Origin of the sequence: Streptomyces sp. ISL-10, from assembly GCF_018614575.1 — a bacterium.
Taxonomy (GTDB): domain Bacteria; phylum Actinomycetota; class Actinomycetes; order Streptomycetales; family Streptomycetaceae; genus Streptomyces.
In genome coordinates this window covers 209,913-231,447 of the sequence record NZ_JAGGOJ010000010.1, presented here as the reverse complement: position 1 = coordinate 231,447, position 21,535 = coordinate 209,913, and the positions used below count along the sequence as shown (strand labels likewise).

At 70.1% G+C, this 21,535-nt stretch carries 21 protein-coding genes and 3 pseudogenes; 14 read left to right on the top strand and 10 right to left on the bottom strand.

Annotation, left to right across the window (positions count from 1 at the left end):
* Positions 1 to 104 precede the first annotated feature (104 nt).
* The 7 genes from J7E88_RS11525 (at position 105) to J7E88_RS11495 (ending at position 6,811) form a co-directional block, all read left to right on the top strand.
* Complete coding sequence (locus J7E88_RS11525) at positions 105 to 1,187, top strand: BTAD domain-containing putative transcriptional regulator (protein ID WP_215179781.1); 1,083 nt, start codon at positions 105 to 107, stop codon at positions 1,185 to 1,187.
* Positions 1,187 to 1,927 carry a DUF6585 family protein gene (locus J7E88_RS11520; protein WP_215179779.1) on the top strand — a complete coding sequence of 247 codons (741 nt, stop codon included), beginning with the start codon at positions 1,187 to 1,189 and terminating at the stop codon, positions 1,925 to 1,927. The genes J7E88_RS11525 and J7E88_RS11520 overlap by 1 nt, the downstream gene beginning before the upstream one ends.
* Before the next feature lie 102 nt (positions 1,928 to 2,029).
* Entirely contained in the window at positions 2,030 to 2,257 is a 228-nt protein-coding gene (locus J7E88_RS11515) for a hypothetical protein (RefSeq protein ID WP_215179778.1), read from the top strand.
* A gap of 98 nt (positions 2,258 to 2,355) precedes the next feature.
* A complete protein-coding gene (locus J7E88_RS11510) occupies positions 2,356 to 2,841 on the top strand; it encodes a hypothetical protein (RefSeq protein ID WP_215179776.1) in 486 nt (161 codons plus the stop codon).
* Positions 2,842 to 3,104: 263 nt separating this feature from the next.
* Positions 3,105 to 3,665, top strand: a complete 561-nt coding sequence (locus J7E88_RS11505; RefSeq protein WP_215179774.1) for a sensor domain-containing protein — start codon at positions 3,105 to 3,107, stop codon at positions 3,663 to 3,665.
* On the top strand, positions 3,662 to 5,830 hold the full coding sequence (locus J7E88_RS11500) for a polymorphic toxin-type HINT domain-containing protein (RefSeq protein ID WP_215179772.1): 2,169 nt from the start codon (positions 3,662 to 3,664) through the stop codon (positions 5,828 to 5,830). The genes J7E88_RS11505 and J7E88_RS11500 overlap by 4 nt, the downstream gene beginning before the upstream one ends.
* 84 nt (positions 5,831 to 5,914) lie before the next feature.
* Positions 5,915 to 6,811, top strand: a complete 897-nt coding sequence (locus J7E88_RS11495; protein WP_215179770.1) for a hypothetical protein — start codon at positions 5,915 to 5,917, stop codon at positions 6,809 to 6,811.
* Between the two features lie 172 nt (positions 6,812 to 6,983).
* Here J7E88_RS11495 and J7E88_RS11490 read toward each other — a convergent pair whose 3' ends face one another.
* A complete protein-coding gene (locus J7E88_RS11490; RefSeq protein ID WP_215179768.1) occupies positions 6,984 to 7,136 on the bottom strand; it encodes a LysR family transcriptional regulator in 153 nt (50 codons plus the stop codon).
* Positions 7,137 to 7,957: 821 nt separating this feature from the next.
* Between J7E88_RS11490 and J7E88_RS11485 the strand changes: the two genes are divergently transcribed.
* A complete protein-coding gene (locus J7E88_RS11485) occupies positions 7,958 to 8,563 on the top strand; it encodes a hypothetical protein (protein WP_215179767.1) in 606 nt (201 codons plus the stop codon).
* A 220-nt stretch (positions 8,564 to 8,783) separates the two neighbouring features.
* On the opposite strand, the gene J7E88_RS11480 is transcribed toward J7E88_RS11485, so the two are convergent.
* Positions 8,784 to 9,383 carry a DinB family protein gene (locus J7E88_RS11480; protein ID WP_215179765.1) on the bottom strand — a complete coding sequence of 200 codons (600 nt, stop codon included), beginning with the start codon at positions 9,381 to 9,383 and terminating at the stop codon, positions 8,784 to 8,786.
* A 776-nt stretch (positions 9,384 to 10,159) separates the two neighbouring features.
* On the opposite strand from J7E88_RS11480, the gene J7E88_RS11475 reads away from it, so the two are divergent.
* Both J7E88_RS11475 and J7E88_RS11470 read left to right on the top strand, forming a co-directional pair.
* Positions 10,160 to 11,281, top strand: a complete 1,122-nt coding sequence (locus J7E88_RS11475) for a glutamate--cysteine ligase (RefSeq protein WP_215179764.1) — start codon at positions 10,160 to 10,162, stop codon at positions 11,279 to 11,281.
* Between the two features lie 646 nt (positions 11,282 to 11,927).
* Positions 11,928 to 12,377, top strand: a pseudogene (locus tag J7E88_RS11470) (ATP-binding cassette domain-containing protein); the annotation flags it as partial.
* A 229-nt stretch (positions 12,378 to 12,606) separates the two neighbouring features.
* Here the strand turns inward: J7E88_RS11470 and J7E88_RS11465 are convergent.
* The 4 genes from J7E88_RS11465 to J7E88_RS11450 form a co-directional block, all read right to left on the bottom strand.
* Positions 12,607 to 12,861: a class I SAM-dependent methyltransferase gene (locus J7E88_RS11465; RefSeq protein WP_215179763.1), complete on the bottom strand. Its 255-nt coding sequence runs from the start codon at positions 12,859 to 12,861 to the stop codon at positions 12,607 to 12,609.
* 96 nt (positions 12,862 to 12,957) lie between these two features.
* Complete coding sequence (locus tag J7E88_RS11460) at positions 12,958 to 13,125, bottom strand: hypothetical protein (RefSeq protein ID WP_215179762.1); 168 nt, start codon at positions 13,123 to 13,125, stop codon at positions 12,958 to 12,960.
* Positions 13,126 to 13,146: 21 nt separating this feature from the next.
* Complete coding sequence (locus J7E88_RS11455; protein WP_215179761.1) at positions 13,147 to 13,503, bottom strand: PRC-barrel domain-containing protein; 357 nt, start codon at positions 13,501 to 13,503, stop codon at positions 13,147 to 13,149.
* A 145-nt stretch (positions 13,504 to 13,648) separates the two neighbouring features.
* Positions 13,649 to 14,026, bottom strand: a complete 378-nt coding sequence (locus J7E88_RS11450) for a hypothetical protein (protein WP_215179760.1) — start codon at positions 14,024 to 14,026, stop codon at positions 13,649 to 13,651.
* A gap of 343 nt (positions 14,027 to 14,369) precedes the next feature.
* Between J7E88_RS11450 and J7E88_RS11445 the strand changes: the two genes are divergently transcribed.
* Positions 14,370 to 14,783, top strand: coding sequence for a DUF2267 domain-containing protein (locus J7E88_RS11445; RefSeq protein ID WP_215179758.1), 414 nt, complete (start codon positions 14,370 to 14,372; stop codon positions 14,781 to 14,783).
* A gap of 103 nt (positions 14,784 to 14,886) precedes the next feature.
* Here the strand turns inward: J7E88_RS11445 and J7E88_RS11440 are convergent, their stop codons facing one another.
* Positions 14,887 to 16,869 (bottom strand): ABC transporter ATP-binding protein, encoded by a 1,983-nt coding sequence (locus tag J7E88_RS11440; RefSeq protein WP_215179756.1) that lies wholly within the window; start codon positions 16,867 to 16,869, stop codon positions 14,887 to 14,889.
* A gap of 305 nt (positions 16,870 to 17,174) precedes the next feature.
* Entirely contained in the window at positions 17,175 to 17,624 is a 450-nt protein-coding gene (locus tag J7E88_RS11435; protein WP_215179754.1) for an SRPBCC family protein, read from the bottom strand.
* 153 nt (positions 17,625 to 17,777) lie between these two features.
* Here J7E88_RS11435 and J7E88_RS37395 point away from each other — a divergent pair.
* A pseudogene (locus tag J7E88_RS37395) lies at positions 17,778 to 18,281 on the top strand (transposase); the annotation flags it as partial.
* Positions 18,282 to 18,296: 15 nt separating this feature from the next.
* Here J7E88_RS37395 and J7E88_RS11425 read toward each other — a convergent pair.
* Positions 18,297 to 18,761, bottom strand: a complete 465-nt coding sequence (locus J7E88_RS11425) for a hypothetical protein (protein ID WP_251022454.1) — start codon at positions 18,759 to 18,761, stop codon at positions 18,297 to 18,299.
* Between the two features lie 31 nt (positions 18,762 to 18,792).
* Between J7E88_RS11425 and J7E88_RS35770 the strand changes: the two are divergent.
* Together J7E88_RS35770 and J7E88_RS11420 are read left to right on the top strand one after the other, a co-directional pair.
* Positions 18,793 to 18,933 (top strand): annotated as a pseudogene (locus J7E88_RS35770) (VOC family protein); the annotation flags it as partial.
* A gap of 138 nt (positions 18,934 to 19,071) precedes the next feature.
* Positions 19,072 to 20,214: a DNA glycosylase AlkZ-like family protein gene (locus J7E88_RS11420; RefSeq protein WP_215179752.1), complete on the top strand. Its 1,143-nt coding sequence runs from the start codon at positions 19,072 to 19,074 to the stop codon at positions 20,212 to 20,214.
* 264 nt (positions 20,215 to 20,478) lie between these two features.
* Here the strand turns inward: J7E88_RS11420 and J7E88_RS11415 are convergent, their stop codons facing one another.
* Positions 20,479 to 21,336, bottom strand: coding sequence for an SDR family NAD(P)-dependent oxidoreductase (locus J7E88_RS11415; protein ID WP_215179751.1), 858 nt, complete (start codon positions 21,334 to 21,336; stop codon positions 20,479 to 20,481).
* Positions 21,337 to 21,535: the final 199 nt, after the last annotated feature.

Sequence of the window (21,535 nt, the reverse complement as noted above, 5' to 3'; positions counted from 1 at the left end):
TCAATGGCCTGTCCACGTTTCCTCCACCTCGGCGACCGTCGACGGCATCGACGGGATCGACCGGATCGAGTGGATCGAACCGGTCCGGAGAACGGGGAACCGCCATGCCGACGACAACCGCACTCCAGGGAAGCCCGAGCGTCGCTGCCCTCACCTTTCGCGAGCGAGAGGTGCTCTACGCACTCGGATGCGGCCTGGGGGACGCCGAGATCGCCGACGGGCTCGCGCTTCCGGAACATGTGGTGGCGGAACAACTACGGTGCATCCTGGTGAAGTTGGGACTGCCTGACCGGACCGCTGCCATCGTGCATGCCTTCGACTGCGGTCTGGTCGTGCCCGGACAGGGTCCGCGCAGGCAGGCGGTGGCACCCGAGATCACTGTCCGTCGGCAGACTGACCCCGCACCCGGTCCATGGCTTCGGGTCTCCCTGCTCGGGCCTTTGCGGGCGTGGCTCGCCGGGCGGCCCGTGGACGTCGGCCCGGTCCGGCAGCAGGCAGTGCTGGCGGCGCTGGCGCTGAGCCCTGACCGGTCGGTCAGCCGGCAGGAACTGCTGGACGGCGTATGGGGGATGGAGTCGCCGGGCGGCAACGTCGTACCGGTCTATGTGTACCGGCTGCGCAAGAGCCTGCGTCTCGGGGAGTGCCCGAACCCGGTGATCAGGCGCGACCGGTACGGCTACGGGCTGGTTCGCGGTGTGGTCGAGGTGGACGTGGCGTGCGTGGAGGAACTCGTCACCGCGGCCGGAGCTGCCGAGCGGGCCGGTGACCTGTCGGAGTCGGTGCGGCTGTGCGCCCGGGCGCTGGATCTCTTCCGTGGCGAGCCCTTGGCCGGTCTGCCCGGCCCCTTGGCCGAGTTGGAGCGGCTGCGGCTCGCCGAGCGCAGGGTCACCCTGGCGCAGCGGAAGGCGGACTGGGAGCTGAGGCTCGGCCGAGTCGCCGAGGCGATCGCCGAACTGTCCGCCCTGGCCCTGGAAGAGCCGCTGAACGAACCGGTCGCCGCGCTGCTGATGCGCGCGCTGCAGCGCGGCGGTCGGCGCGCCGAGGCGATGGTCGTCTTCGACCGCACCCGCAGGCGGCTCGCCGACGATCTGGGGGTGGCCCCGGGCGAACTGCTGCGGCGGGCACGGTGGGCGATCCTGCGTGAGGACGACGTAAGTCCCGGCCCCGGCCTGGCGGGTGTGGCGTGATGGAAGGGACCCCCCGCGACCGCGACGCGGAGTTGCTGCTGGCGAGGATCTCCGAAGCTGCCGGCCGGGGACATCTCGGCAGGCGACGCGCCACCTATCGGGCAGCACTGCATGGAGTCAGCGCACACGGTGGGCGGGGAGCGGCGATCCGGGTCATCTCGCGGGCCGCTGCGGCGGGCGCACGCCGACTGCGGCGTCCCATCGGCAGGAAGAGGGTGAACGCGGGTGCACGGCTGGACTTCTTCGAGCACGGAATCACGGCCGTCGTGGACGGACGGATCCACGTCATCCGCAGCGACACCGCCGTGGTGCGTCAACGCACAGCTCTGTCCCCGCAGGGCATCACCCGCGCCTACGTCCTCAACGACGTCGACGGTGAGCGGATCGTGCTGCGCGGCGGCGACTTCGGCCACGCGGAGGTGTGGGAGCCCGAGCTCCGTAGGGCCGTCACCGACGCCCAGGTGCCGCAGGCCCTGGCCGCGCTCGCCCAGGGAGCTCGGCTCACCTTCGGCCCAGTCTGGATCACCGAGGACGAGGTCGGCTCCGGACGGATGTCGATGCGATGGCCGCAGGTCCAGCGGATCGACACCCGGCACGGTTCCGTCGCCGTCCGCGTGGCCGGCCGGTGGCAGTTGCTGGGCACCGTGGCATCCGGAATCCCGAATGTCTTCGTCTTCCACGCGCTCGCCGAGCACCTGGCCGGCATCCGTCCACCGGGTGCCGAGCGGGGCGACGACTGAGGTACGGCCCGTTGTTTCACGGCGATTTCACCGACCGCTCCTAGCGTCCGACAGGACGTGTCAGCGGCCACACGTAACCCACGAGCACAGAAGGAGACCGGCATGGCCGACAGCTACCGATACCGGTGCGGCGAGTGCGGGCACCGCACCGCCTGGGGGAGCGAATCCCAGGGCCAACAGGCGATCGAGACCCACTACGCACGATGCCACCCACACACCGTCCCCGGAGGGGTGGTCGAGTTCCGCAAGGGGTCCTCCGGGGGCGGTTCCGGATGCCTGATCGCCCTGGGGATCGTGGTCCTGCTCCTGATCATCGCCTCCCGGCATTGACGAGACAGAGACCCCCCGCCCGGCCGGATCGATCCTGGCAGGTCGAAAACGGCCGAGGTGGGTGCCAGAGGAATCACACCAGGAAGGAAGACACGCACATGCACGATGTACGAGACCTACTCGCTCCTGACGCGTTCGGGAGTGTCACCGCAACGGTCATGGACAACAACCCCGGCATGGACGAGCCCACGGCCAGGCGCCTCGTCGAAGAAGCCCTGAAGTTCGTCGTGGCCGCCGTGAAGTTCCCGACGAAACCCATCCGGCCCTCGCGCCTGGTCGACGAGGGATGGCACGCCCTCATCCTGCACACGGCACAGTATGCCGAGTTGTGCGCTCGGCTCGGACGCTTCGTACACCACTGTCCCGACGGACCGGACACCCCCGACCATGCCCCGGACGAGCACCTGCGGACCGTGGCCCTGATCGAAGAGGCGGGGCTCAGCGCGGACAAGGAACTGTGGACGGTGCCGACGGGCGCACTGGTCCCGGCGGGGGCGAAGTGCAGGCGGCCGCGGCCCGGCCAGCCAGGCGGCTGTACGACTCCTTCCTGCGGCTCTTCGTGTGGCGGGGGAGGGGGCGACTAGTGGCAGTCCACTCCAGTCGGGGCCTGGGCGGGCGCGGCGCGGCGGCCGACGCTGCCGCCTCGTCTCACGGCCAGGCCGGCCCGAGCAGCGCGTCAGGCGGGCCGTCGGGTCGTCCGCTCCCGCCGGGACCACCCGGACGGCTGCGCCGTCTGTTGCCGAGACATCGGCGAGCGGTATCGGCCGGCGCCGTCGTCATCTGCCTCGTGTTGGCCGGCGTCGGCTGGTGGGCCCGGCCGGATCAGCCAAAGGCCATCCCCCTGCGCGTGGTCGAGGGAACGGTCCAGGCGGATGCCCTCACCCCGGACGAGGTCAGCAAGCTGGCTGGGATCACGCTGGTCTCCGGCCCGGGAGCGAGTGAGCCGCCTCGTGCTCTCGAGGCCGATCCGTCGAGTTGTGCCGTGGCAGTGGGGCCGGCGACCCAGGCGGTCTACGGTCGCGAGTGGACCGCGTTCCTGTCGGCGACCTACCAGGACTCCGCAGGCGTGGGTGACTACACGGTGACCCAGGTCATCGGCGTGTACTCCGACAGCGACAAGGCCGGAGCGGTGTTCCGCACGCTGAGCGACGGTCTCGAATCATGTCAGTCCGCGATAAGGACCGACCAGGACGGACGTACCTCCAAGTGGGCCTACACGACCGACACCGCCACCTCGGAGACGCTCGGTTGGACGGCGGCGCAGGTCGCGGGCGACGGGTGGGCTTGCCACCGCCAGGCGAGGTTGAAGGGCAGGACCGTCCTGCAAGTGGCGGTCTGCGGGGCGGGCAACGGCAAGCCGGCCGTCACAAGGATCACTGACCGGTTCGCCGCGAAAGCGAGCGGATGACCGTGATCAACAAGACCGCTCTGAAAACGGCCCTCCGCGCTCCGATTGCCGTGCGGCGCCTCATCTTCCTGATCATTGTCTCGACGCTGGTACCGGTGCTCAACACGGGAGCGGAGGCGAGCGCGAACTCCGCGACCGTCAGACTCGATCCGTCTGCCGTTGCGCAGTCCGCCGGCGCCGCCACGCCCGATCCGCTCAGGCCGGGCAGCAACTACCCCGTTGGCCTGAATGCTCGGATCGCCTCATTCGCCCAAGAGATCGCGTCGCTGCCCCGCCGCGAGGACGCGCTGACGGCGGCGAAGGAGTCACTCGCCAAGCGCAGTGTCGCATTCAACGCACACGCCGACGCCTACAACAAGGAGGACGCCCGCTGCGGCAACAGAATCATCGCCCACAACACCCGGATTGACAGCTACCAAGCCAGGGTTTCGGCCCACAACGCCAAGCCGAATCGCTTCCGGCTGCCCGAGCAAGCCGCACAGTACAACGCGTACGCCGCCGAGAAGGCTCGACTCGACGCCGAGCGGGCGAGGCTCCGGAACGAGTTGGGCTCGATCAAGGCCCAGAAGTCGAAGCTCGACGCCGACAAGGCGAAGCTCGAAGCCGAGAAGTCCCAGCTCGCCGCCGACATGAACGCGCACAACGAGCGCGTCAACCAGTTGAAGAGCGACAAGCAACGGCTGAACAACCGGCGTCAGCAGCTGCTCCGGGAGATGGCCTCGCTTCTCCAGAGCCTCGCCGACAACCCACCGGTCGCCGCGACTTCCATGGCACAGGGTGGTGATGCGGTTCGCCCACCGGACCACGTCGGCCAGAGCGCAGCGGGGCCGCCGGCCGACGGCGGCGACAGTCTGTCAAGGACCCAGCAGACGGCCTGGCTCGACGCGTATGCGAAGAAACACGATGTCAAGATCGACGAGCGGCCGGTCACGGCACACCTGTCACCCGACGCGGTGTCCAGACTGCCCGCTTCCGAGGCCGCGCGGCTCAACCTCTCCAACACCTACGACGGCCTCGTTGCCAAGCCCAACGGTAACTACGCGGCGGTGCGGATCCGGACACCCGGGGCCTCCCACGACCCGGGGCGGAAGGCTTTCGACAAGGCCATCGCGCAGGGTGGGCAGGCCACGGCCACCGTCGACGGCGAGAACGTCGTCATCGACGAAGTGAGGACCGTCAAAGACACGAGCTGCCGGGTACCCAACAGCTTTGCCCCCGGTACTCCCGTCCTCCTGGCCGACGGCACCGTGCGGGACATCGAGGATGTACGTGTTGGTGATCTCGTGTTGGCCACCGACCCCGAAAGCGGGGAAACGGCAGCCCAACCGGTCACGCGAGAGATCCGTGGCACGGGGGACAAGACCCTGGTCGACGTCACCGTGACCGGCAACGACACCCGAGGCACCGTCACGGCGACCGCGGGCCACCCCTTCTGGGTACCCCGGCTGGGCGAATGGACCGACGCTGCCGCTCTGCAGCCGGGGCAGTGGCTGCGCACAAGCGCCGGCACTCATGTGCAGATCAGCGCGGTTCAGCACCGGACGCGGCCGACCACCGTGCACAACCTCACCGTGGCGGACCTGCACACGTACTACGTGCTTGCGGGTGGCACACCAGTACTGGTCCACAATGACGGCGGTTGTGACGAGTCGGTCAGCCGAACGCCCAGGCAGCTCAAGCAACTGGCGGAGGACCGGGCACGGGACGCTCGTGACTACCAGGACCAATACCTCCGCGAGGTACGCGCCCTGGAGAAGGCCAAGGGGAAGACGGCCGATCAGATCGAGGAGGCGGTGAAGTGGGCCGAGAGGACGAAGACGACCGCGGTGATCCGGGCGCGGCTTCCCTTCCCCGGCCGGCCCGGGAAATGGTTCGAGCGGAATGTGGTGGCCGGCAGCGGCGACGGACTCAGCCCGGCGCAGGCCGTCGCGGCAGAGAAGCGCGGCGACATCTTCGTACCCGCCAACAAGGTCGGAACCACGCACGCCGAGCAGAACGCCCTGCTGTACATCGACGAGCTGGGGGGCGAACCCATCGCGGGCGGGGCCTCCAGGGAAGTCTGCCCCGAGATCTGCGGCGATCTGATCAAGCGCTCGGGAGGTGTGGTGAGCGGGCAGGTCACCGGCAGAGGAGATCGCAAGTACAGGACCTTCTGGTGGCCGTAGACCGCCTCCTTACTGCATGATCGGTGCCCCGGGAGCCTGGGCGGGCTCCCGGGCGCGCTGTGGAAACGGTTGGAGTGGAACCGCGTGAAGATCTTGGAAAGCGTACGGGGCATTGCCTTCATGGCCTCGTTCGATCAGGCCAGGGCGTTCGCGGCCGCCTGTGCCGAGCGCACGTCCGGCGTCCTCTTCTGGGCGCTGACAGAGGACGGCAGAGAAGGGGACCGTGAGGTCTACCTCCAAGCGCTGGAGGCACTGTGGGAGGCCGGACCCATCGACGCGGACAGGGCGAGCCAACTGCATCACAGCCTGACAGAACTTCCCGACATCGGACCGGAAGCGCACAGCGCCGGCGGAGACGCTCTCGTACGCATCGGGGCGAGGCTGCTCCTGGCCGGAGTGGCCATGCTCATCAGTGGCAGCCCCCAGGGCGCGGCTGCCACCTCCTCCTTTGCCCGGGACTTCGCCCGTGAACTGGGGCGGCGATGCGAGACGGACCTGCTGGCGCGAGAGGACGAGACGCAGAATCAGGACGTGGCGACCGTGCTGTCCTGGGCGGACGAAGAGCCGGCCGCACACCTGCCCGCGCTGCGGATGGCTGCTGCCGGACTCGGACGCTCCTATCTCCAGGCCGCCGTAGCCGAACGCGGCGGCACCGACGCAGTCGGCCCGTCGTCAGAGCTGCGTGTGACAGCGGTTCCCGACCGTTCGGAGGTGATCGCGGCGTACGCGGGGGCCACGCGGCACTACGGGGTTGTGGGACGAGTTGCCTCGGGTGACGATGCCGGGCGCTACATCCGGGTCGACAAGTTGGCCGATCTCGCCGTGAGCCCCGAGGAGCGGGCGGAAGCTGTCGGCGTCATGATCCGTGTCGCCGACGATCCCGGCATGGAGATCAACTGCATCGGTGAATGGGTGGAGGACTGGGCGGGCGTCGAGGAGTCCTTCCGGCGGGACGGCCGTCGGGTGGACTGGGGTTCTTGACGGATCCGACACGCCGGCCATGGGGATGAGGAGCCTTGATTTCGGCCAGAGTTGCACTTCCTCCTCGCTCACTTCGAGTTCCTTCCTTGCCCAGGCACGCAGTTCCCCGTGGTGGCGCAGCCAGCCGGCATGAGGCACGGCCGGAGGGCGGAGGCGAGCAAGGCGGTGTCGTTCAGGACCGCGCGCTCAAGTCGCTCCAGTTCCTTGAACTGGTGATCCGGCGGGACACCGCGGGCTGGGTGGAGCTGAGCCGGACCGCCGCTTTGGTGAACGCCCCGGTCTCGGCAAGGGCCACGAGCCGCCGCAGCGCGTCGTTCTCATACACGTTCCTCCCGCCGCCAGACCTTCGTCCGGTCCTGGAGTTCGTCCCCAACATATGCCTGCGGTGCATAGATCCCATGCAATCCAGTCGCTGGTGACATCCCTTGCCGCGCCCTAGCGTCGTCCGTGCGGCGGCGGCGCTGTGGAGGAGGAAGGCACGCGGCCGCTTCACTGACACGTGCGATCCGAGGGGAGAGGTGTGATGTGGCGACGGGGTGGAAAGCGGTGGGACCGGTGGGATCAGTGAGCCGGGGGGCCGCGCGCCAGTTGCCTGTGATGCTCGCCGATCCGGAGGAGCTTGTCCGGTGCGAGTCCTTCTCGGGCAACCACTCCGCGGTGGCGCACAGTGCCGAGGTGGTCGGCACCCTCGGTACGAGGCTGCTGAGAGTCCAGCCGGAGACGATCACGATCGACGGCAGCGCGCGCGACACGGTGCCAGCGATGGCGAGGGCGTCGGCGGACGTACGCGTACCCCCCGCGGCGGCACAGGACCGGATCGACGGGCTCGTACGAGAGCTGACCCCACGAACGCCCGGTGCCCGGCTGGAGGTCCTGAGCGGCCCCGGGCGATCTTCCAGGCAACCGGAGTCCAGCGCCGACCTGTTTGCGGTCGTCTCCCGCGTCGCCTCAGCACTGGGCCAGGGGCCCCTGACCGCAGCCGCTGTCGGGCGCCCCGGACGGCAACATCGCGGCGACGGGCCGCCTGACCCTGGACGGCCTGGGCACCGTGGATGGTGGAACCCGGGCGGACACCGAGTATGCGGAGGTCGGGCCGATGGTCCACCGCGTCCCTCTGCCGGTCGAACCGATGCGAAGGACCGCGCGATGAAGCAACCGGCACGTCACCTCGCCTTGGCGTTCACCGCGCTCACAGCCGCCGTGAACCTGGCCGCCTGTTCCACCGCTCCTGGCGTGGCACCGGCCACTGAACCGACACCCGCGGACACCACCACGGCGATCACCGACCTGCTGACGCCGACGGAGAGCACTCCGCCGACGTACTACCCGTCCGCCACCACTTCCGCACAGACCGCAGCCAACGTTGAGCTCTGGTACGAGTCGGGAGGCGAGGAGCAGATCACCGGCGTGCGCCGCCAGGCCGAGGAGGTCTACTCCCACCACGACCAGGACATGTGGGTCATTGACTTCACCTGGTTCTTCGACGACGTCAAGGAGGCCCAGGAGTACCCTCCGATCCCCGACCCGAAGACCCAGGCCGCCTGGTCGACCGCGCTCAAGCACATCAACGAGGGTGGCGGCGCCGTCTACGACGCGACGCGGCTCGACACGGGCGAGAGCAGCCAGAGCACCGAGAAGGCCAGGCAGATGGACCGGGGCTGGAAGGAACTCGCCAAAGGCATCAAGGGCCTCAGTGCGGTGGAGGAACGGCTCAACCGGACCCTCGGACTCGAACCGCTCAGTGCTCCCTGAAGGGTGGCCTTTCTCGAAGGCCACGTGCACGCCTGGGCGGGCTCCCGCGGGGCCGGATCCGGCGGGCGTGGAGGCGTTCTCCTGCCGCCCAGGCGCGAGGGCGCTCAGGCGCAGGCCGAACGGGCCGAGGCCAGTTGAGCGGCACCACTGGGGAGTAGTGGCCGACGCCACCAGAGGACCGTCCGACCCGAACCCGGAGGAGCCGGCAGCGACAGAGGGGTCAGCCGTTGCCGGCTTCCCGCGCCACGCGTTCCAGTCGACGCCGGTGGGCCTCCCACCATGCCTGTTCGCCCGGCGGCATGCTGTCGTTGCCCTTCACCCACCCGACCGCCCCGTCGATGAGCTCTCGCACGATATCGGCGTGGCCGGCGTGCCGGTTGGCATCGGCGATCACACGTACCAGGACATGGTGCAGTGTCGTCTCTCGTCGTTCCTCCGGCCACCACGGGACATGACCGATGGCATCAAGCGCCAGCGTCGCGATCGTGTGGTTCGAGTGCTCCCATGCCTGGCGATACAGCCCGACGATCTCTTCGCGTGACTCGTCCGCGGTCGCCCACATGTCCGCGTTGGGTTCGGCGTCCTCCGTGTACCACCAGGGCGGCGGCTCCTCGCCGAAGAACGGCCGGCCGAACGTGTCGCCGAAGTACCCCAACTCCACACCGGCGCTGTGCTTGACCACCCCCAACAAGTTGGTGCCGGTGGGCGTCAGAGGGCGGCGGATGTCGTATTCCGAGAGCCCGTCGAGCTTCCACAGCAGGGCTTCACGAGCGTCTTGCAGGTAGCGGAGAAGGTCCGCCTTCGGGTTCGGTTCGATCACGCTGGGCAGTCTTGCATCCGGCACTGACAGACGGGCGCTACGGGAATTTCGCCCCACGCTCCCGATGGCGCCCCTACCTGGTCAAGTTGGCTCTCCGTCATGTTCAGGTGGCGACAGATCAGCTCCCACGGCTCTCGTCAGGGCGGGAGTGAGATCAGAGGTCTCAGAGGCCACTGACATTGATCTTTCCTGCTGCCGTGAAAGGAAGGAAGCAACAGGGGCTTCGCGGCCGCTGCGGTCGACAGTGGCACCGTTGTCGGTGCGCAGGTTCGCAACCCGGCGACGTTCGGGAGCCTGGGCGCGAGTCCAACCCGCACACCTCAGCACGGGAAGGGCGCGTAACGCGATGGCGAGGCCGATGTTCCGCCGGGGCACTCGTGCGGTCCGGCGCTCAGCGCCAGGTGCACCCTGACCAACCCGGCGGCCCGCCACCGGCGGCGCGAAGGTCATCCGCGGGCGGGTCCCCATGTGCCACAGGTCCTACCGCAACCGGTGAGGGGTCGCTGCCCGGACGGCCTGCGAGGCGAACGGCTCCAGTGGCCCCACGGGCTTCCGGTGCGCCCGCGGACCCGACCCGCCCGGCGCTGAGCAGAGAACCGGCAGCACGGTGACGGCAATGCGGTCTCGGCGCTCCGGGACGTCACCGCCGCCTTTCGGGCGAAGCCACCGGTGCTTCTGCGCCAATCGCACGTGCCCACCCACGACACTCGATCACGGCTGCCGGCTGTCTCCCGGGCGCCACCCGCGTCAGAGTGCGACCACCCTGACGTCCGACGATGCGACGCTGCGAGGGCTGTGTGGAGCCGGTCACCCTGGGGCTGGAAGAGGAGTACCTGCTGCTCGATCCGGACACGGGGGTGCCCGTACCGCTGGCGGAACAAGTGCGGGCAGCGGCCGGACTCGTCCCGCTCGTGGACGCGAAGGAGCTGCAGTCGGAGCTGTTGCAGGTGCAGGTCGAGGTCGCGACCACGATCTGCACCGAGCTGAAGGAGGCCGGGGGACACCTCCTGCGGCTGCGGCATGCCGTCGGTGCTGCCGCGGAGGCGAACGGATGCCGGCTGGCCGCGTGCGGCACACCACCCCTGAGAGGTCACGGAACGGCCCTGGTGACGGAGCAGTCGAGGTACCGCGCACTACAGATCCAGGCCCCGCAGCTGGTCGCCGAGCAGCTCGTCAACGGCTTGCACATCCACACCTCAGTGCCGTGCCCCGAAGCCGGCGTAGCCGTCCTGAACCGCCTGCGCGGCTGGCTGCCGGTCCTAGTCGCCATGTCCGCGAACTCGCCGTTGTGGGAGGGGCACGACACCGGGTTCGCCAGCTGGCGCACCGTGATCTTCGGGCGCTGGCCGGTCAGCGGGCCACCGCCCGCCTTCCGGGACCTCGTGGACCACAACGAGCGGGTCGAGACGCTGCTGGACACCGCCATCATCCGCGACACCGGGCAGCTGTACTGGCAGGCCCGGCTGTCCGACCGCTTCCCGACCGTCGAAGTGCGCTGCCCCGACGTGCAGTTGCGCGCCGACGAAGCGGTCATGTTCGCCGGCATCGTCCGGGCACTGGTCATGACGGCCATCCGCGAGGCCGATGCGGCCGTGCCCGTGCCCTCCATCGCTCCGGAGGTGTTGCAGGCCGCGAACTGGCAGGCCGCCCGCCACGGTCTCGGCGGCAGCCTGATCACCACGACCGGTGAGCGCCGCAGCGCCGGTGACGTCGTGGCGCAGCTGATGGAGCACATCACTCCGGCGCTGGACGCGGCGGGGGACACACGGGAGGTCGTCTCCCTCGTGCACCGGCTGCTCCAACAGGGCACGCCGGCCGACCGGCAGCGGCGCGCCCTGTCCCAGGGCGGCCTGAAGGCGGTGACCGACCTGATCATCTCCGAGACCACGGCGTTGTGAGCACGGACCTTCCTCGACGTCCAGTCGGCCGTAGCACGTCGCCATCGTCACCTCCCGGTCCTGTTCTATGAGTTCACCGGCACAACCGGCGAGCTTCCTCTTCCACAGCGCGGCGAGCTTCTTCGCACAGGTGGTGCTGCGCTGGACGACCGTGACGTGCAGGGCGTCGCGTGACGAACTCCACCCCAGTGCTGACGACGTTGCGCGACGGAGGACAGCGACTCGCCCCACGCACATCGGAGCGGGGCGGGCTGTCCGGACGTCACGGGCCCTGCGTACCACGCCGATGCGGCGTGCGGCGGCAGCTGCTGGGGCGCGAGGAAGCAGCGGAGAGGTGGCAGGAGCAGCGGCGGCGCTCCGATGCGGCGATGAGACGGCGACGGCGCGCCGACCGCCGCGACCATGGCGGCGGTGGTACGGGACAGACGGATGCGGTGGCTCATGGTTCCCCCATGTCTTTGAAAGGTCCTGCGGACCGCCGTGCACACGAGTGCTGTCAGGATCCGGGGCAGGCGGCACTCACGATGCGGCGACTGTGGTCACCGGCGAGGCGGTGCCTCATCAGATCTTCGGCCGGACTGACCGGCGCAACGGTTCCGGCACCGAGCGGCGGGGTGCAACGGCGCCCCTTCGCCCAGGCAGAACGCACGGGCCCGGTCTGCGACTGGGCTACTTCGCCCAGGAGCACGACACCCTCGTCTGGGAACGCACGGTCCGGGAGAACCTGGCCGCGGCCGCGCCGTACCTGACGGACGGTGAAGTGCGTCGCGTGCTGGGCGCGTTCCTGTTCTCCGGGGACGACGCGGACAAGCCCGCCGGTGTGCTGTCCGGTGGGGAGAGGACCCGCCTGGCCCTGGCGACGCTCGTCCACTGCGGCGCCAACGTGCTGCTACTGGACGAGCCGACCAACAACCTGGACCCCGCGTCCCGTGACGAGGTCCTGACGGCGGTCGGCTCCTACCCGGGCGCCGTCGTGATGGTCACCCATGACGCGGGCGCCATCGACGCGCTGCGGCCCGACCGCGTGCTGCTGTTGCCGGACGCGGAGGAGGACCTCTGGAACGAGGGCTACCGGAGCCTGGTCGCCTTGGCCTGACCGCCTGGTGAGACGTCAGGCATCCTCAGCACATCGCGGCATCGCCGGCCAACGCGAGCCCAGGCGGGGACGCGCGGTCGGTCTCATCCGCGCTCGGGCACGTACGCCCTCCATGGCAACACGTGCGTGCCCGAGGAGGGACCGCGCACTTCCTGATTCCCGGCTGCTTCCGCACCCTGTCGCGTCCTGTCACGCTCGCGCCCCGCGGCGTGTCAATGCGGGGACGCGGTCACCACCGCCGGGGCGCGCCCGCGCACCCGGATTCCGCCCGACTGAGCGCGCCCCGTTCGGAGCGGGCCTGCGCCGGGTCGACGCCGGTCACGGTGTGGCCGGCGGCCGCCGTGCCGAGGGCGAGCCGCCCCGTGCCCACGCCGAGGTCGAGTACCCGTGCGCCGGGGCTCTCGGCGACGACGGGGAGGAAGAAGTCGTCCTCGCCTGGCCAGGGAACATTCGGTGTCGTGGACCGCCACGAGGCGAGGGTCACGGAACTCGGTGTGCAGCATCCGGCGGATGCCGGCCAGGACGGAAGGGAGCCGGCCTGCCTCTACGGTCGACGGCACGTGGGGCACCCCGGGACGTCTCAGCGGACCGGCCGCCGGCCCGAGCGGCGCCAGTGCAGGAGGAGGTGGACAAGGGCTCCGACGAAGACCACGATGCCGATGATCAGCAGGTAGAGCAGACCTTCGGCCACGGCGCCGATGATGCCCAGCACGATGGCGACGATGACGAGCAGGAGAAAGAGTGTCACGGTGCGGCCCTCCTTTCGCGCTCAGCGGCGAGCGAGCTGCCGCTCGCCGCTGACGCCGGGCCGATAGGTGAGGCCGTAATGCTCGAACACCGCCGGCTCGTCCGCGGCGGGGAGGATGTCGTCCGTGCCGATGGAGGGGCTCTTCTTCACCAGCGCCTTGTCGTAGTCCACCTTGACGTAACCCGGCCCCACGACCGCGCCGTCCAGGGGGACGAACACCAGGCGCTGCCGGGTGGGCAGACCGATCTGGACCGTGGCCATGGCCGGCTCGTCCGTGCGGGTGTCGACGTAGACACCTTCCAGCGCGCCGATCTTCCGCCCGTCCGCGTCGACGACGTCGTGGGTGCGCCACTCACGGATATCCGCGATCTGGATCATCCCGAGTTCCCTTCACACGGCCGGGGTGCCCGTAGGCGGGGCACCTCTCAGCCTGCCCCGGAAGGCTCGTCCCCACCAGCCTGGGCAGGCCCTCCGTGTCTGCCCGGCGCCCGCTGAGGGGGGTGGGCCGCTCCACCGGACACGGCTAGCGGTGCCTCGCCCGCCGCCGCATCAGTCTGCGCAGCCGGCGCCGTATGAGCCGGGTGGGCGACGGGCCGTGCTGTGCGCCCAGGTGGGGCCGGCCCAGTGGCACCAGCGGCATCAGGCAACGCGTTCCGGCGCTTTCCATCACACAGGACGGTGCCCCGTGAGCACCTGCCACGGGGGCGAGCAGGATGCGGAACGGCTGCGGCGGATCCCCGGGCAGCTCGGCGGTGAGCACCGAGGTGTCCTTGCCGAGCCCGTTCCGGTAGGCGACCACTTTGCCGTCCACCAGCACCTCGACTGCGTTGCGTGCGCCGTTGAGCTGCACCGATATGGAGTGACCGTCCTGGTCGCGGTGGAAACGATGGCCGCCCGCCATGACGCGCCTCCTCCCTGCACGGGGACGCCGCAATCCCAGCGTACGCACAGCGCAGGCCAGGGGTCGCCTCGATGGATCGGCCCATCCGCGCCGTGTCACCCGATGGATGACATCACTCTTGTCGTCTTTTGGACGACATGCTAAAACGTTCTCCGGTGAAACGCATGGGCATTACTGGCTGAACCGGCTGGAGGTGTTTCGTCATGGTGATGCGCGCCGATCCCGTCCTTCGTGAGCTCGACCGCCCGCCTCCCCCGGCTCGGCGCGACGCCATCTGACCCACCCCGAGCCCCCGTGCCGTTCCGTGGGGCTGCCCCTGTCCACCGAGAAAGGACCACCCACCGTGCACTGGCAGCAACTCGTCCAGCAGGTGCGCTACTCGGGCCGGTATGCCACCGGCGCGGAAGCCGAACGCGTTCTGCGCGCAGTGCTGATCGTCCTCGGCGGCCACGTCAGCGGCGACGAACGCTGCGAACTTGCCCGCCTGCTGCCCGCGGAGGCGGCTTTGCTGATCAGCCGGCAGATACCGCTGACCCAGCCCCTGACCGCTCCCGACTTCGTCGACGCGGTCGCTGCCCGCCTCGCACCCATCAGCCGTCCCGAAGCCCGCTGGGCCACGAGCACCGTCCTCAGCCTTCTCGCACAACAGGCGGGCGAACCCCTCACGCGCCGCATCCTCGCCGAACTGCCCCGCGGCTACGCCCTCCTGTTCGGCCTGGCGGAACTTGCCCCGGCGGGGGCAGCCGCAGCCGCGTGAATGCCGACATCGGCCCGCCGACATAGGCCCGCCGGTGTCGGCCTGCACGGCCCGGCCTGCGCCGACCCCCCAACTCGGCCCCCCGGCGCCCCCTCGGCGTGGCTCACGCCGAGGGGGCGCCGGGGGGTCGCGGGTGTGCCGGGGCGCCGGGGCGGGGGACGGTACGGCTGCCGGCCGGGGCGTACTGCGCGGCCTGGGTGCGGAACATCGCCGCGTACCGCCCGTCGGCGGCCATCAGCTCGTCGTGACTGCCCTGTTCGACCAGCCGCCCGCGGTGCAGGACATGGATGCTGTCGGCGTAGCGCACCCCGGACATGCGGTGGGTGACGAGAACGACGGCCCGCCGAGGGCCGGCGAGGCGGCGGATCCGCTCGAACGCCTCGATCTCCGCTTCGGGATCGAGGGCGGAGGTCGGCTCGTCGACGATCAGGACGCTGTCGGCCCTGCCGGTCTCGGAACGCCAGTGGGTACGGGCCAGGCCGATCTTCTGCCACTCGCCGCCACTGATCTCCGAGGCACCGCGGAAGACCCGGGACAGCAACGTGCGCAGCCCATGGGGCAGCTTCTCCACGATCGTCGACGCCCCTGCATGGTCGACCGACGGCTGAAGGTCCTTGTCCGTGGCGGCGTGCTCGGGCCGACCGAGCCGGATGTTCATCGCGGCGGTCACGGGCCAGCGCTGGAAGTCCTGCGTCAGCAGACAGACACGCCGGAAGAGCTGGGCCCGGTCCAGGCCGGCCAGCTCCACACCGCCCCAGCGCACGCCGCCGCTCTGCGGCAGCAGCAGCCCGGCGAGGATCTTCATCAAGGTGCTCTTGCCCGACCCGTTCTCGCCGACCACCGCGACCACGGACCCCATCGGCACGGACAACGACACCTCGTGCAGAACCGGTTCGTCGCGGTCGGGGTACTGATAACCGACGCCGTCCAGGACGACACCGTCCATCCGCGCGGGCACCAACGCGCCTGTCGTGGGGATCGCGCGCTCTGCCGCCTCGGTGAGGAACCGGTCGTGGTCCTGGACGTACAAGGACTCCTCGTGGAGTGTGTTGATGTTCATCACCAGCGCGCCCAGACTCGCCGAACCCGAGCGGACCGCGATCACCGCGGTTCCTGCGACCGCGAGTTCCATGTGCCCGGCCACGATGAGCCATCCCATCACCGCGTAGGTACCGGCCACCGCCAGACCGGAGAACGCCGCCGCCACCAGCTCGGTGATCGCCTTTTCGTCCGCGAGCCGCTTCTGCTCGGCCTCGGCGCTCTCCGCCATGTCGCGGTAGCGGTCCAGCAGGAACGGACCGACTCCGTGGATCCGCACCTCCTGGGCGGCGCTGCGTTCGGTGAGGAGGCTGCCGATCAGGCGGCCGGCCCGCACGTGCTCGACCCACGTCATCACCGACACATACCGCTCCTGCGCCACCCGCATCGCACCCCATCCGCGCGGGGCCGCGATCAGCAGCAGCATCGGCAGCAGCGCCGGATGCAGGACGGTGAGGACCCCGGCCGTGGCGATCAGCGCGATCGTGCCGTTGAGCGCGGCGACACACGCCCCGATCATGCGCCGGGCGGATGCGGCCCCGTACTGTGCCACGTCGATCAGCCGGCGGAACGCCGGGTCCTCGATCGCCTCCAGTTCCACCGCGGTGGCCGCCGCCAGGTACTCGGTGGTGGCCACCCGCTCCACCAGCGGTTCCAAGCGTCCGGCCCGGGAGGTTGACCAGCCCGCGAAGCCGGCGTTGACCACGGCGACGGCCGCGACGGTGATCAGGGCGGGAAGGGCGGCCCGCAGCCGGTCGACCGGGTCTCCGGTGCCCAACAGGGCGTGCATCACCGCGTTGACGGCCAACAGACCCACCGCCGCCGCGATGCCCTGCCCGACCTCGGCGATCCCGACACCCAGCAGCGACGGCCGGTCCGCCCGCCAGGCACGGCGCAGCGTTCCGAACACCAGCCGCGGCATGGCACGCAGGGCCGTGACCATGGTCAGGTCCAGCCCGGCGCGCTCGTGTTCGGACCACCCCATGTCGTATCGCAGCGGCCCCCCGAACAACTCCTCCTCGGCGGCCGAGACCTTCGGCTCGGACATCTGTACCGGCCCGAAAAGCCTCTTCACACCACCTCACCCCCGTCGCCGGCGCAGGCGGAGGAGCTCTTGCCGGGTACGGCACATGCGACGGGCGGGTGTTGAGGTAATGGCAGGTCGTTCACGGGCGCCTCCTGAAAGGTCATGAGGAGGGAGATGCCCAGAGAACGGCCCTCGGCAACTGCTCGGTGCGAGGGAACCTTCGGTCATGCGCTGACTGACGGCATCAGCGCTCGCGGTACGCCGCCGATGAACGGACAGCGGTGCCGTCGCGCGGCCTGACCATGCGGCCTTGGCCGCCGGTAACGTCAGATGCTGCCGCGCCAGGACCCGTCGGCCACGCCCCGGGACTCGATGAACCTCTTGAAACGGGTGAGGTCGCCCGATGTGCGGTGCTTGACGAACCCGAGCCTGTCGCCGACGTTCTCCGTGACTCCGGCGGGGTCGAAGTCCATCTGAAGCATCACCTTCGTCCTCGCGTCCTCGAGACGGTGGAAGGTGACCACCCCGGCCTGCCGCACGTCACCGGACACGGTGGTCCACGCCACGCGCTCGTCCGGGATCTGCTCGGTGATCCGCGCGTCGAACTCGCGCTTCACGCCCGCGATTTCCGTCACCCAGTGGGTGAGCGTGTCGGTCCGCTGCTCGATCCGTTCAACGCCCTCCATGAACTGCGGGAACGTCTCGAACTGCGTCCATTGGTTGTAGGCCGTGCTGACCGGTACATCGACCTCGATCGACTGCTCGACCTTCGACATCGAATGCCGTCCTTCCGTGGTGACTTGGGCCGCCCCCGGGCGTCAGGAACGCCATGGAGCGGTGGCTTCCACGGACCCCGGGTACCCGAGGCAGCGGCCGGTATGCCCTCGTGGGCTACGGCGTGCCGCCGCCCCGGCCGTCCGGGCGCTCCTGATGCGCAACTCCCGCGACGGCACCGGGGCGTGTCGTCCGAGGTGACTCCGCATGCGGCGCAGGAAGCACCTTGCTGCGGCAACTGCCGGCCCCGGGCGTTCGTTCTCACCGCTGGACAGGCCGGAGATGCGCCTGCCTTGGCGCAGGTGATGGCCCGCTTGCGGGTGCCCTGCCGACGTGGACGTCCCCGTACCCGGCCGGACCTCGTCCTGGCCGACAAGGCGTACTCCTCCCGCGCCATCCGCGAGCACCTGCGCAAACGCTGTATCCGGGCGGTCACCCCCATCCCAGCCGGCCAGCGGGGCCACCTCCTCCGCAGAGGCAGCCGGGGCGGCAGGCCACCCGCCTTCGACCGCGAGACATACAAGCAACGCAACACCTCGAACGATGCATCAACCGCCTGAAGCAAATGGCGTGGCATCGCCACCCGCTGCGAGAAGACCGAGACCATCTACCTGGCCGGACTGCACGTCGCAGGCATCTTTCTCTGGTCCGTCCGGTGATCCAAACGAAATGGCCTAGCCGTACGGGTTGAGTGCCCAGAAGCGAACGGTGTCGCTGCGACGGTCGAACCACAGGTTGGTGGAGTAGCCGCTGCCGTCGCGGTCGAGCTCGTGCGACCGGATCCACTGCGCGTTATTCGGCCCCTCGCCCTTGAGAGGCTTCTCGAACCACGAGGAGAAGTCAGCGGCCGGCCCCTCGGAGACGAAGGCGTGGGCCGCGGTCAGCTCGGCAAGTTTCCCCTGGGTCAACCGGGCGAAGCCCGAGATCACCAGCTCCGGCGACGGTACGCCCCGGTCGTCGTCCCGGCTGCTCACCCACTTGGCGTCGGTGAGCGGGCCCAGCAGCGGGAACGCCCGCTCCAGCGGTGCGGTGTCGGTGTGCCAGTCCCCCTTGGCCGCGTTCGCCACCTGACGCAGGGCCCACCAGGCGGGTAGAACCGCCAGCCCCGCCCCTATCCCGATCAGCTTCCGTCGTTCCAACGCGCCCCCTCATGCCTGACTTCGCAGGCACCTTACCCGGCTTGAGCACCTCACTGGGACCACCTATCGCCCCGGCCGGATCAACCGCCTCTTCGGTGGCCGGGGCGCGTACTTCGACGACCCGGACGGCCACAACATGGAGATCACGACCCGGCCGCGTCTCCGCCCCTAGGCACCGGACCGCCCGGCGCCGCCCCTCCGCCCGGCGCCGCCCCTCCGCCCGGCGCGACACCCCCGGCTCCCGTCCGCCGGTTCAGCGGATGGGGCCGGCGGGAGGCCTAGCCTGCCCGCACATGGCCATGGAGGTGTGATGAACCACGTCGAGCCCGCACAGGGGGCCTTCGCGGTGACCCGTGCGCAGGTACTGAACCACCGGGCGGCGGTCCACCAGATCGACCGCCCGGCGGGCGACCCTTTGTGCGAGGGTGTGCTGCTGGCCGGTGTGCAGGACTCACCGCCGGGACGCACCGCGGACGTCGCGCTGCGGGCACGCGGCCAGAGCGTCGATCCGGCACACCTGGCCCTGGTCCACTCCATGCGCGCCGCCACGCACCTGCACCGGGCAGCGGACCTGGCCTGCCTGGCAGCCGCGCTGCGTCCGGACGACGCCCGTGACCTGGCGAAGGAGCAGGTAGGCCCGTTCGGCCAGGAGCTGAGCGCCCGGCACATCGCCTTCGGCGACGCGGTGGACCAGGTCGCCGAGGCGATGCGCGCGGCGACTGCTGACCGGCGAGCGCGTACCAAGGGTGAACTGAGCACCGCCCTCAACGAGATCGTCGACGCACAGCTGCGCCCGTGGTGCCCGGGCTGTGCCGCGCACCATGTGCAGGACACGCTGTTCCGCTACGCCACACTGCAGGCCGGCCTGTGCATCACGGTGGACGCCGCCGGGCCGTTCCACTACCTGAAGCGGCCCACCCGCCGGCGCGGGGCCGACGCGCAGCAGAGTCGGCACCTCCTCGTCCGGCGGTTCCTGCGGTGGTGCGGCCCGGCCAGGCCCGCGGATCTGGCGAAGTGGCTGGCGCTCACACCGGCGGCCGCCCGACGCCTGTGGGAGCCATTCGGTGACGAGCTCAGCGAGGTGACCGTCGACGGACGGCGCGGCTGGATGCACCAGGAAGACCTCGACGCCCTGCACAACGCACCGGCCGCCACCGGAGTGCGACTGCTGCCCTCCTACGATCCGCTGACCGAGATCGCCGACCGTGAACTGCTGCTGCCCGACCGCGCCCAGCGCGCCACGGTCTGGCGTGCGACGGCCGCCCCCGGCGTGCTGGTGGTACGAGGAGAGATCACCGGAACCTGGCGCCAACGCAGCACCGCACGCCGGGTGACGGTCACGCTCCAGCCGTTCCGCACCCTCACCGCCACCGAACGCCACGCCGCCCGTCACCACGCCGAGGAACTCAACCAAGAAGGCGGCCGGGCCGTGGAGATCCGGTTCGTCTCATGAGCCGGCGACAGTGCCCCGCCTGCCGCCGTTCCAAGGCGGCGCCGTCCGCCCGGAAGGCCGACTGAGGAAAGCGACGACGGCGGCCGCGGGCGCGATGCTCTTCGCCGACCCCCTCCGAGGAACGCATCCAGGTCAACGAGCAGGGCCTGTGGGGCGGCTTCAACAACTACGACAACGCCCCAGCGGGCAATCAGGGGCACGTCACGGAGCGGGCGAACGGCACCGACACCATGATGACGTCGCTGCGGTCGTGACGGCGGAGGCTCAGCCCACAGGGCCCCACCCGTCACCGGCGTATGCGCCATCGGCCTCCCCGATCAGACGCCGCGTCAGTTCCATGAGGCGTCGGCGGGCGACCGTGTCGTACGCCTGCTCGTGCGCGCGCGTGTCCGTGAACTGGTCGAAATAGCGGCCGGTCGTGGTCTCCAGCTGCGGATCGGTGATCAGCCGCACCGTCGGGCGTACGCCCTCGTCGATGCTCGTCGCCGGTGTGAGGCCGTACTCGCGTACGCCATCGGTGTCCATCAGATGGGCAGGATGCAGTGTGTTCACCGTGACGCCGCTGCCGTCGAGTTCCGCCGCCAACTCGAAACTCGCCATGATCAGCGCAAGCTTGCTCCGGCAGTACGCGCGCAGTCCCTCGTAGTCCTGCTCCAGCATGACGTCGTCGAAGTCGACGGCGTCCTGCCCGATCGATGCCACATTCACCACGCGGGCGGGTGCGGACGCGGTGAGCAGCGGCAGCAGAGCACGCGTGAGGGCGTACGGGGCGAGGTGGTTCACGGCGAACCGCAGCTCGTGCCCCTGCCGGCTCAGCTCCCGCCGCAAGGGCTGGGAGCCGCCACCGGCAACGGCGTTGTTGACCAGCGCATCGAGCCGTGGCTCCGCCGCACGGATCTGGGCTGCCATCGCGTGCACCTGGTCGAGGTCGGACAGATCCGCGAGATAGGTGCGCACGGTGGCGCCGGAGCCGGAGGCGCGGACCTCGGCGGCAACGGCGTCGAGGCGGGTGCGGTCGCGGCCGTGGAGCAGGAGAGTGCCGCCGCGCGAGGCGAGGTCGAGCGCGATACCTCGGCCCAGACCCTGCGTCGCGCCGGTGATCAACGTGGTGCGTCGGTTCATGGCGCGATCGTCGCAAGGGGCGTGCGCCGTGGGGAGTGCGTGCTGAGCCTGGTGTTGCCACCACCAGGCGGCCGGCCAATGGGGTCGCAGCCACGGTGCCCCCTCCTCGCGGCGCCGACTGTGATCGGCGTCGCTCTTTGGCATCCGCTGCCACGGAGTGGGCGCAGGCGGCGGACTGTTACGGTGCCAGGAAGGCTGC

Excerpts from the sequence above, each read along its gene's own strand:
- J7E88_RS11450 (WP_215179760.1), bottom strand. The coding sequence starts at position 14,026 with ATGGCGGGCGGCCATCGTTTCCACCGCGACCAGGACGGTCACTCCATA.
- J7E88_RS11475 (WP_215179764.1), top strand. The coding sequence starts at position 10,160 with ATGCGACGCTGCGAGGGCTGTGTGGAGCCGGTCACCCTGGGGCTGGAA.
- J7E88_RS11525 (WP_215179781.1), top strand. The coding sequence starts at position 105 with ATGCCGACGACAACCGCACTCCAGGGAAGCCCGAGCGTCGCTGCCCTC.
- J7E88_RS11520 (WP_215179779.1), top strand. The coding sequence starts at position 1,187 with ATGGAAGGGACCCCCCGCGACCGCGACGCGGAGTTGCTGCTGGCGAGG.
- J7E88_RS11415 (WP_215179751.1), bottom strand. The coding sequence starts at position 21,336 with ATGAACCGACGCACCACGTTGATCACCGGCGCGACGCAGGGTCTGGGC.
- J7E88_RS11455 (WP_215179761.1), bottom strand. The coding sequence starts at position 13,503 with ATGATCCAGATCGCGGATATCCGTGAGTGGCGCACCCACGACGTCGTC.
- J7E88_RS11485 (WP_215179767.1), top strand. The coding sequence starts at position 7,958 with ATGAAGCAACCGGCACGTCACCTCGCCTTGGCGTTCACCGCGCTCACA.
- J7E88_RS11420 (WP_215179752.1), top strand. The coding sequence starts at position 19,072 with ATGAACCACGTCGAGCCCGCACAGGGGGCCTTCGCGGTGACCCGTGCG.
- J7E88_RS11440 (WP_215179756.1), bottom strand. The coding sequence starts at position 16,869 with ATGTCCGAGCCGAAGGTCTCGGCCGCCGAGGAGGAGTTGTTCGGGGGG.
- J7E88_RS11515 (WP_215179778.1), top strand. The coding sequence starts at position 2,030 with ATGGCCGACAGCTACCGATACCGGTGCGGCGAGTGCGGGCACCGCACC.
- J7E88_RS11510 (WP_215179776.1), top strand. The coding sequence starts at position 2,356 with ATGCACGATGTACGAGACCTACTCGCTCCTGACGCGTTCGGGAGTGTC.
- J7E88_RS11500 (WP_215179772.1), top strand. The coding sequence starts at position 3,662 with ATGACCGTGATCAACAAGACCGCTCTGAAAACGGCCCTCCGCGCTCCG.
- J7E88_RS11435 (WP_215179754.1), bottom strand. The coding sequence starts at position 17,624 with ATGTCGAAGGTCGAGCAGTCGATCGAGGTCGATGTACCGGTCAGCACG.